Here is an 8,342-nt window from a genome sequence, read left to right as displayed (position 1 = left end):
TCGCGATCGCGACCGTTCCCGCCGTCAGCAGGACGGTCGCGGCCACCGCCAGCCAGGCGGCGACCACCCGGTCGAGGGCGATCGTCCGGTGGCCGTCGCCCCCGAAGTGGATTCACCCGCTTCTTCGGCCCACGGCCCGGTGGCGCGAACAGAGGACAGGCAAGAGACTGGTCCCGATGCGCACAGCGGCGGAGGCGGGATGACGACGGCACCCATCGAACCATTCGAGGCCGCGCGACCGGGGCGGCGGCCGGAGCTGGACGCGATCCGCACCCTGGTGGTGGTCGGGCTGGTGTTCTTCCACTCGGCGCTGGTGTTCGACACCCGCGACGACTACTACGTGAAGAACGCCGAGACCACCGAGGCGACCACGATCGCCGCCGGTCTCGGCGTGGTGTGGGCGATGCCGATGCTCTTCCTCATCGCCGGTCTCGGCTCGTGGCACTCGCTGCGCCGGCGCGATCCGGCGGGGTTCGCCGCGGAGCGGCTGCTGCGGCTCGGCGTGCCGCTGGTGTTCGCGACGCTCACCATCATCCCGGTGCCGCAGTGGCTGCGGCTGCGGGCCGACCCCGCGTACCACGAGTCGTACCTGCGGTTCCTGCCGCGCTTCTTCGACGTGCGCCTGGACGTGGCGGAGTTTCCCTTCGTCGTACAGGGCGAGCACTTCGAGGCCGGGCACCTGTGGTTCGTGGTGATGCTGCTCGCGTTCGCGCTGTCGCTGGCAGCGCTGGTCCGCTGGTTTCCCCGCGACCTCGGCCGCCGGATCCGCGACCGGCTGGCCACGACGGTCCGGCGGCGCGGCGCGGTGCTGCTGGCCGGTGTCCCGATCGCGATGGTCAGCGCGCTGCTGGGCCTGGAGGAGGCGTACGCCGGCTGGAACCGCTGGGCCTACCTGCTGTTCTTCCTGTACGGGTTCGTGCTCGCCGCCGACGAGCGGTTCCGGGCGGCGATGCGCCGGGACGCGGTGACGGCCGGAGTACTCGGTCTGACCCTGTTCATGATCGGCATGCCGGGGTTCCTGATCGCGGGCAACGCTCCCGGCAGCGACCCCTTCACGGACATGACCGCTCTCTCGATCGGTGTCCGCACCCTGTACGGCATGGCGGGGTGGTGCTGGCTGGTCGCGATCCTGGGACTTCTCGACCGTCGTCGCGGGGCACCGGCCGCCGCGCGGGACACGCCGGACGGCCGGGGCCGGCGGCTGTACGGCTATCTGGCCACCGCCGCGTTGCCGCTGTACGTCCTGCACCAGCCGATCGTCGTGGGGGTCGCCTACGGGGTGGTCCGCTGGGAGGCGCCGATCCTGGTCAAGTACCTCGTGATCGTCGCGGCCTCGCTCGTCCTGACCGTGGCCGCGTACGACCTGCTGGTGCGCCGCACGCGGGTGACCCGGTTCCTGTTCGGGATGCGTGGATAGGCGCCGTTCACTCGCCGTTGCGCAGATCGAGGAGGCGGGTCGCCGAGTGCCGGATGTCCTCGAAGCGGACCGTGCAGCCCTGGCCGGTCGGCGACTGGGCGAGGAAGCCGACCTCGGGGTCTCCGTCGAGCGCGAAGTACCTGGCGAGATGCCAGAAGCCCGTGCCGGTGGAGACGTGGAAGGCGAAGGCGGAGCCGATCCGGGAGATCCGCAGCCGCAGGTCGTCGCCCTCGACGGTGAAGGAGTTGCAGTCGTCGGACACCCCGCGGGTCACCACGGAGACGATCGCGGGTCTGCCCTGCGGGGACATCTCCAGGCAGAACTTCGCCCAGGTGCGCTCGTCGCCGTGCAGCACCAGGACCCCGGCGTCGTAGGTGCTCAGCAGGTCCACCCTGATCCGGGCGCTCAGCGTGAAGTCCCCGTCCAGCCGCCCGACCAGGGCGGGGGCGTTGGCGAAGCGGTCGGGGCCGCCGGGGTCGGTGAACAGGTCGGTGTTCGGGCCCGCCTCGATGGCCAGCGCGTCGTCCCCGTCGACGCTCCACCCGACCGGCCGGTTCAACCAGCGCAGCGGAGCGGGGAAGGCGGGCAGAACGACCGGCCGGCTCATGGGAATCTCCTTCTCGTACGGGGCGGACTCGTAACCGGAGGCGCAGCGGACGTCGAGCGCGATCCGCGCCCAGCGGATGACGCCTGTCCTCCGAGCAGCTTGTGGATCATCCTTGGCGTGCCCGATGGTACCGCTCCCACGAAGACGGACGAAAGCACCTTGTCCGCGGGTGGAATCCAGCCGAAGAGCAGAAGCCGTCCGTTAGCCCGTTATCTTGCCTTGGAACGGCCGTACCTTGACCGGAAGGGTGGTCACGCGGGCGAGTTTCCGGCCCCATTCGAGCGCGGGGTCGAGGCCGGGCGCCCTGACGACGGTGAGCCCGCCGAGGTGCTCCTTGCCGTTCGCTGGTTCTCAGTGTTTGTCAGTGAGGATCAGCGAGCCGCCGCGTTGCCGTGGCGGCGTTCCCCGTTGCCGGGGTTCCCGTTTCATCGGTGCGTGCCCGGCACGAGTGCCGGGTCCTACCGCTCCTCGGCGGGCGTTTAGCGTCTCCCCGCGACTCTGGGCGACGTCGGCCGCGAGCGCGGCCAGATTACGGGCGGCGTTCAGATCCCGATCCAGGATCAGACCACACCCATCGCACTCATAGGTGCGTTCGGATAGGGGCAGCTTGGCTTTCACCGCACCGCAACCCGAACACGTCTTACTGGACGGGTACCACCGGTCGGCCACCACCAACCGGCCGCCACTCCAGCCGGTCTTGTAGGTGAGCAGGCGACGCACCTCACCCATCCCCACGTCGGCGACCGCGCGGGCCAGGTGCCGGTTGGCGAGCATGCCGGACACGTTGAGGTTCTCGATCACGACCGTGCCGTAGGTGGCCGCCAGCTTGCTGGTGAGCCTGTGCAGGCCATCACGCCGTTGACCGGTCACGCGGGCGTGTGCCTTGCCCAGTGCCGCCTTGGCCCGGCGCCAACGCCGGGAGGGCTCCCGGCGATCACCACCGTCGGGAGTGTGCGGGCCGCTCCGGCGGGCCAGTTGCTTGTTCAGCCTGCGCAGCCGCCGCAACGCGCCGCGGTGATGTTCAGGGTTGTCGACGACCCTGCCGGTGGACAGTACCGCGAGGTGCTTGACCCCCAGGTCCACCCCCACCACCGCGTCCGGTCTGCTGGGGGTGCGCTGGGTGCGGTCGATCTCGCAGGTGAAGGCCACGAACCACCGGCCCCCCTCATATCGGATGGTCACCGACAGGATCCGCCCGGTGCCCCGCTCCAGGTGACGGGCAAGCTTGCGGGTGGACTCATGGGTGCGGATCGTGCCTAGCCGCGGCAGCGTGACATGACGGCGGTCAGCCTCGACGCGGAGGGTGCCGGTGGTGAACCGGCAGGCGGAGGTGGTGCGGTGCTTGGACCTGAACCGGGGAAACCCGATCTTCCTACCCGCTCGGGTGCCTTTGCGGGAGGCGGCCCAGTTCTTCAGTCCCCTTGCCACCCCGTCCAGGCCACTGTTGTACGCCTCCTTGGAGTTCTCTGCCCACCATGGTGCCACTCCATCCTTGGCCGCATTCCACAGTTTGCGTAGTGCGTACAGTGACCAGGGCACCTCGGTCAGCATCTCAGCGGGCACCCCGTAGGTTTTCTCCGCCTCCCGCTGGGACAGGGCCGCCTTGACCTGGTGCAGCGCCCAGTTGAACGCGAACCGTGCCGCCCCGCCATGCGAGAACAACGCAGCCGCCTGGGCGGGCGTGGGGTCGAGGGCGTAGCGGTAGGCCTGATGAACCCGCACCACGCCACCCCCGCCATTTACTCGCCGCTGCTGATCGCTGACAATGAGCTTACTTTCGGGGAGTGATCAACAACTCCCGGATGGCGAGAAAACCTGACACCGGCCCCTGGCGTCGCGTGCCACTCCCTCCGACGCCTTGGACCGCTGAGCGGAGGAATTCAGAGAAAAACTGATAAACACTCAATAGTTCATAACCCTCCGTGAAGGGGCCGTCGGTCATGAGCAGCTCGTCGTCCTTGACCCGCAGCACGGTCGCCGTGCTCGCCGGGTGCAGACCGGCGGAGAAGACCCAGGCGCCGGCGGTCCTCATCTCCCGGTCCAGGGCGGCGACGTCCCGCATGATCGGCTCCAGCCTCTCGGGCGGGGGAGCCTCTCCGTCGGGCTGGTAGATGCTGAGCAGGTACTGCTTCATCGGGTCCTCCTGGGCGAGTGCGACGCCGCCATCGGCGTCCTACCCACTACACGAACGGCGTCGGGCCGAATCGACATCGAGCGTCCCCGTCCCGGGAGAATGTTTCCGGCCTTGGCGTTCACCGGCGAGCATCGGCCGCGAGACGAGGGACCGGGTTTCCCCGGCCGTCGCCGGGTAGCACGACGGCATGCGCATCGGAAATACGGAGATCAGGGTCCTGGGCGGCTGGGCCGGGTGCCTGACCATGATCCTTGTCTCCGTGCTGCTCTCCGTCCTCCTGACGGTCCTGCTCAACCTCCTGCTCCGCTGACCGTTCACCGTGGATGTCACGGCAGGGATTTTCCCATATTCTATAGTTCTTTAGAATATGGGCTACAGCGGACCAACTGGAGGGTGCGATGTCATATCCGGAGCCTCGTTACCTGGGCGAGACGGGCGAGAGCAGCGGGTTCTTCCGGCCGGCGAGCGCGGGGCCGGACCTGGTGATAGGCGAAGGTGGGACGGAGGTGCGCTACCTGGGCACCGGCGCCTCGACGAACGGGCAGTTCGGTCTGTACCGCTGGGACATGGGCGCGAAGCCGTCCGGCCCGGACCCGCACTTCCACCGGACGATCTCCGAGTCCTTCTTCGTGCTCTCCGGGACCGTGCGGCTGTTCAACGGGAAGACCTGGACCGACGCGACGGCGGGAGACTTCCTGTACGTCCCGGAGGGCGGGGTGCACGCCTTCCGCAACGAGTCCGGCGAACCGGCCTCGATGCTGTTGCTCTTCGCGCCGGGGGCACCCCGCGAGGGCTACTTCGAGGAGCTCGCCGAGATCGCGGCCGGTGGGCGCCGGCTCAGCGACGCGGAGTGGACGGACGTCTACCTCCGGCACGACCAGTACATGGTCTGACGGCCATGGCGGAGTTTCCCGAGGAACCGATCTACCGGCAGCTGGCCCGGATCGGCAGGACGCTGGCCAGTCCGGTGCGGCTGAGGCTGCTCGACGTGCTCGACCAGGGGGAGCGCACCGTCGAGCAGCTGTCCGAGGAGGCGGACATCCCGCTGAAGAACACCTCGGCCCAGCTGCAGCAGCTCCGCGCGGCCCACCTGGTGACGAGCCGCAGGGCGGGTACCCGGGTCTACTACCGGCTGGCCGACGAGCGGGTCTCGCGCTTCCTGGGCGAGCTGCAGGACTTCGCCGCGGAACGGCTCGCCGATCTGCGGGAGGCGGTGTCCGAGCACCTCGGCGAGGTCGCGGTCCTGGAGGCGGTGACCGCCGACGAGCTCGCCGCGCGTCTCGACGACCCCGGCATCGTGATCGTCGACGTGCGTCCGGCCGCCGACCACGCCCGCGGCCACGTGCCGGGGGCGGTGTCGGTTCCGCTGGCCGAGCTGCGGGACCGGCTCGACGAGCTGCCCAGGGACGTCGAGATCGTGGCCTACTGCGGCGGCCCCTACTGCGTGGTCTCCCCGCAGGCCGTGCGCCTGCTCCGCGACCACGGCTTCTCGGCGCGCCCGCTGGCCGGTGGGCTCGCCCGCTGGCGGCGCGCGGGGAGAGGGCTGCGGACCGGTTCCGCCACGGCCCCGTAACGGGCCCGTGGCCGAATCGCCGGAGTGGACCACTACCGTTCCCGGCATGTTCGGTTCGCAGCAGCAGGTTGCTCTGTCGACTGCCGGGACGAAGGCCGCCGCGCCCGGCGAGCTCCCTCGGATCACCCGCCGCGAAGAGGCCGGCGTATGACCGCCTGGGAGGAGATCCGCGGACTCGTCGACCGCCGGGACGCCCGGGCCGTCGAGGTTACGGACCGTGCTCAGCAGGGTCTTCCACGCTGGAGCGTCCGATCCGATGCCCTCGCTCGCCGGGTTCTGACGCGCGGCCGGGCCGGGGGCCTTACGCTCCCAGCGCGGGAAGGAGGTGCCGCTCCTCGTAGGCGAAGTGCTCCTCCAGATCGCGGGCCAGCCGCTCCAGCTCCGCCCGGAGCCGGTCCGCGTCGGCCGTACCGGTGCCGGAGGTGAGGTCGGCGAGCAGTGCCTGGAGGTCCGTCAGGGACTGCGCCACCAGGTGGTGTTCCCGGCGGAGCCGGTCGAGTGCCGGGGCGAGCCCGGGAAACTCCTTTTCGAAAACGGTGAACGCGCCGTTCTCGTTGGTGTGATGCGCATGGAGCGCGCCGCAGAAGGTCAGACAGTGCCGGGCCAGTTCCTCGCCCAGCCGGGGCGCCGGCGTCCCGGGGGCGTACGGCTCCGCATGCCCGGCGAGGAAAGCGTCGACGTCGCGGCGGACCGAGGCGAGTTCCCGGCGGAGCTGGTCGTGGACGGTTTTCAGGTGTTCGCCGATCGCCCGGTTGCGCGCCGGGTCAGCCGCGAGGTTCAGGCGGTGCAGGGCTATCACCGGGATGACCCGGGTGGTGCCCGCCTGGTAGGCGGCGAACGCCGGGTCGAGTTCGGCCTGGACCGCGTAGAGGCGGTCGCGTTCGTCGCCTTCGAGCGGTACCGCCTCGGCGGCGTACGTCTCGGTGCCGCCGTCGGCGGTGCCGATGGTGACCATGACCCGGGGGTCGGCCAACAGGTTGTGGTACCAGCCGGGGTTCTTCGGCAGACCGGCGTTGGAGGCGAAGACCAGGACCCGGTTGCCGTCGCGCAGGTACACCGCGGGGTTGGTGTGGCGGCGGCCGCTCCGAGCGCCGGTCGTGGTCAGCAGGACGAGTGGGGCGCCCTCGAACATTCCGCCCACCCGGCCGCCGTTCGCGCGGAACTCGTCGATGACGAGCCGATTGAACTCCGCCGGTGTGGGTTGCTGTTCTGCCATGGGGGAGCACCTCTTCGGTAGCATCAGCGAGGGAAGTGATTTTGCTTTGATAGCAAAGCTACTTTTATATGAAAGCTATTGAGTGGAGTGGCGGATGTCAACCGATGATCGGGAGACGGGCGGATCCGGGCTGGGCGTCGACGACACGATCCGGACGCTGCTGCTGCTGATGCCACGGATGGTCGGGCGGGTGAAGCGGATCCGGATTCCCGAGGAGCTCCAGTCCTTCTCGCTCGCCCCCCGGCATCTGTCGCTCCTCGCCTACCTGCTGTTCGACGGATCGCTGGGCGTGAACGAGCTGGCGGCCCGGCTGGAGGTGGCGCCGGCGACGGTGAGCCTGATGGTCGGAGAGCTGAGCCGCAAGGGCATCCTGGAGCGGCGCGAGGACGAGAACGACCGGCGCCGGAAGATCGTGAGCATCGCCGACGCGCACCGGCCCGCGATCGACGGCTGGCTGGGGCGGGGGGCCACCGCCTGGCGCAGGGCGCTCGAACCGTTGACGGCGGACCAGCGGCGGATGTTCGTCGACACGCTGGCGGCGTACGAGCGTGGAATCACCGGGGAGCAGGACCTCGGGGACGGCGGGCGCCCCTGAGGCACACCGCGCGGCGGGTGGTCGTGCTTCCGGCTCGTCCCGCGGTAACCGTGCTCACCCGCGGAAGCGCCACATCGCGGCAGTCGTCCCGGAGAAGAGGGACCATCACTTGATCACAACTGAATACGCGCCCTAGCTCCGGTGCCGGCGTACCATGCCCGCCGCGAGGGGGGCGCCCGCGAAGTCACCGGCCGCCACGCGGGCGGCGACGGTGCGCCGGACGAGACGGTCGGCCAGGGCGGGAACGTGCCTGCCCACCATCATCTCGACCCGCCCCCGGCGGGTGGTCGCCACGTCACGGGGGGCCCGGCGGGCGGTGACCGCGCGGACGATCGCGTCGACCACGCCCTCGACGGGTTCCGGCCGGGACACCGCGTCCAGGGAGAGCCCGGCCTGTCTCGTGCTGTCGTGGATCGGGCTGCGGACCATGCTCGGGTAGACGGTCGTCACGCCGACATGCGTGCCGACCTCGAGACGGAGCGCGTCGGCGTAGGCCGCGAGCGCGCGCTTGGAGACGCCGTACGCCGCCGCCAGCGGCAGCGGCAGGACCGCCATCCGCGAGGCGATGAAGACCACCCGCCCCCTGGCGCGTACCAGGTGGGGCAGGACCGTCGCGGTCACCCGCCAGGCGCCGAGCAGGTTCAGCCGCAGCTGCGCCTCCACCTCGTCGCCCGGGGCGAGTTCGGCCGGGGCGGGCCCGCCCCGGCCGGCGGTGTTGATGAGGAGGTGCAAGCCGCGGCGCAGGGCCGCGCGCACCGCCGCCGCGGCGGGGACGGTGACCGGGGCGGGGTGGTCGGTGG

General features: G+C 70.4%; 11 protein-coding genes. 6 read left to right on the top strand and 5 right to left on the bottom strand.

Going from position 1 to position 8,342, the window contains the following annotated elements; genetic code table 11:
- Positions 1–203, top strand: a 203-nt coding sequence (locus AB0J58_RS43225) for a hypothetical protein (RefSeq protein ID WP_364227310.1), incomplete at its 5' end; no start/stop codon positions are given.
- Positions 200–1,417, top strand: a complete 1,218-nt coding sequence (locus AB0J58_RS43220) for an acyltransferase (RefSeq protein ID WP_364227308.1) — start codon at positions 200–202, stop codon at positions 1,415–1,417. The genes AB0J58_RS43225 and AB0J58_RS43220, both read left to right, overlap by 4 nt.
- A gap of 7 nt (positions 1,418–1,424) precedes the next feature.
- Here AB0J58_RS43220 and AB0J58_RS43215 read toward each other — a convergent pair whose 3' ends face one another.
- The 3 genes from AB0J58_RS43215 to AB0J58_RS43205 form a co-directional block, all read right to left on the bottom strand.
- Positions 1,425–2,024 carry a DUF1349 domain-containing protein gene (locus tag AB0J58_RS43215; RefSeq protein WP_364227306.1) on the bottom strand — a complete coding sequence of 200 codons (600 nt, stop codon included), beginning with the start codon at positions 2,022–2,024 and terminating at the stop codon, positions 1,425–1,427.
- A gap of 351 nt (positions 2,025–2,375) precedes the next feature.
- Positions 2,376–3,746: an IS607 family element RNA-guided endonuclease TnpB gene (gene tnpB, locus AB0J58_RS43210; RefSeq protein WP_364227304.1), complete on the bottom strand. Its 1,371-nt coding sequence runs from the start codon at positions 3,744–3,746 to the stop codon at positions 2,376–2,378.
- 49 nt (positions 3,747–3,795) lie between these two features.
- The gene (locus tag AB0J58_RS43205) at positions 3,796–4,158 is read right to left on the bottom strand and encodes a hypothetical protein (protein ID WP_364227301.1); all 363 of its coding nucleotides are present in this window, start codon (positions 4,156–4,158) and stop codon (positions 3,796–3,798) included.
- 187 nt (positions 4,159–4,345) lie between these two features.
- Here AB0J58_RS43205 and AB0J58_RS43200 point away from each other — a divergent pair, with 187 nt between their 5' ends.
- From AB0J58_RS43200 to AB0J58_RS43190, 3 genes are all read left to right on the top strand, one after another.
- A complete protein-coding gene (locus AB0J58_RS43200) occupies positions 4,346–4,468 on the top strand; it encodes a hypothetical protein (protein WP_364227299.1) in 123 nt (40 codons plus the stop codon).
- A gap of 88 nt (positions 4,469–4,556) precedes the next feature.
- On the top strand, positions 4,557–5,051 hold the full coding sequence (locus tag AB0J58_RS43195; RefSeq protein WP_364227296.1) for a cupin domain-containing protein: 495 nt from the start codon (positions 4,557–4,559) through the stop codon (positions 5,049–5,051).
- A 5-nt stretch (positions 5,052–5,056) separates the two neighbouring features.
- Positions 5,057–5,731 carry a metalloregulator ArsR/SmtB family transcription factor gene (locus tag AB0J58_RS43190; RefSeq protein WP_364227294.1) on the top strand — a complete coding sequence of 225 codons (675 nt, stop codon included), beginning with the start codon at positions 5,057–5,059 and terminating at the stop codon, positions 5,729–5,731.
- Positions 5,732–6,032: 301 nt separating this feature from the next.
- On the opposite strand, the gene AB0J58_RS43185 is transcribed toward AB0J58_RS43190, so the two are convergent.
- Positions 6,033–6,947: a nitroreductase/quinone reductase family protein gene (locus tag AB0J58_RS43185; RefSeq protein WP_364227292.1), complete on the bottom strand. Its 915-nt coding sequence runs from the start codon at positions 6,945–6,947 to the stop codon at positions 6,033–6,035.
- 94 nt (positions 6,948–7,041) lie between these two features.
- On the opposite strand from AB0J58_RS43185, the gene AB0J58_RS43180 reads away from it, so the two are divergent.
- Positions 7,042–7,542, top strand: a complete 501-nt coding sequence (locus tag AB0J58_RS43180) for a MarR family transcriptional regulator (RefSeq protein WP_364227289.1) — start codon at positions 7,042–7,044, stop codon at positions 7,540–7,542.
- A gap of 132 nt (positions 7,543–7,674) precedes the next feature.
- On the opposite strand, the gene AB0J58_RS43175 is transcribed toward AB0J58_RS43180, so the two are convergent.
- Positions 7,675–8,342 (bottom strand): SDR family NAD(P)-dependent oxidoreductase (locus AB0J58_RS43175; RefSeq protein ID WP_364227287.1); only part of this gene is annotated, 668 nt, incomplete at its 5' end.

The sequence above is a fragment of the Streptosporangium sp. NPDC049644 genome (genome assembly GCF_040675205.1).
Lineage (GTDB): Bacteria > Actinomycetota > Actinomycetes > Streptosporangiales > Streptosporangiaceae > Streptosporangium > Streptosporangium fukuiense.
Note: the sequence above shows the minus strand (reverse complement) of the source record. Positions and strands in the feature narration are given on the sequence as shown.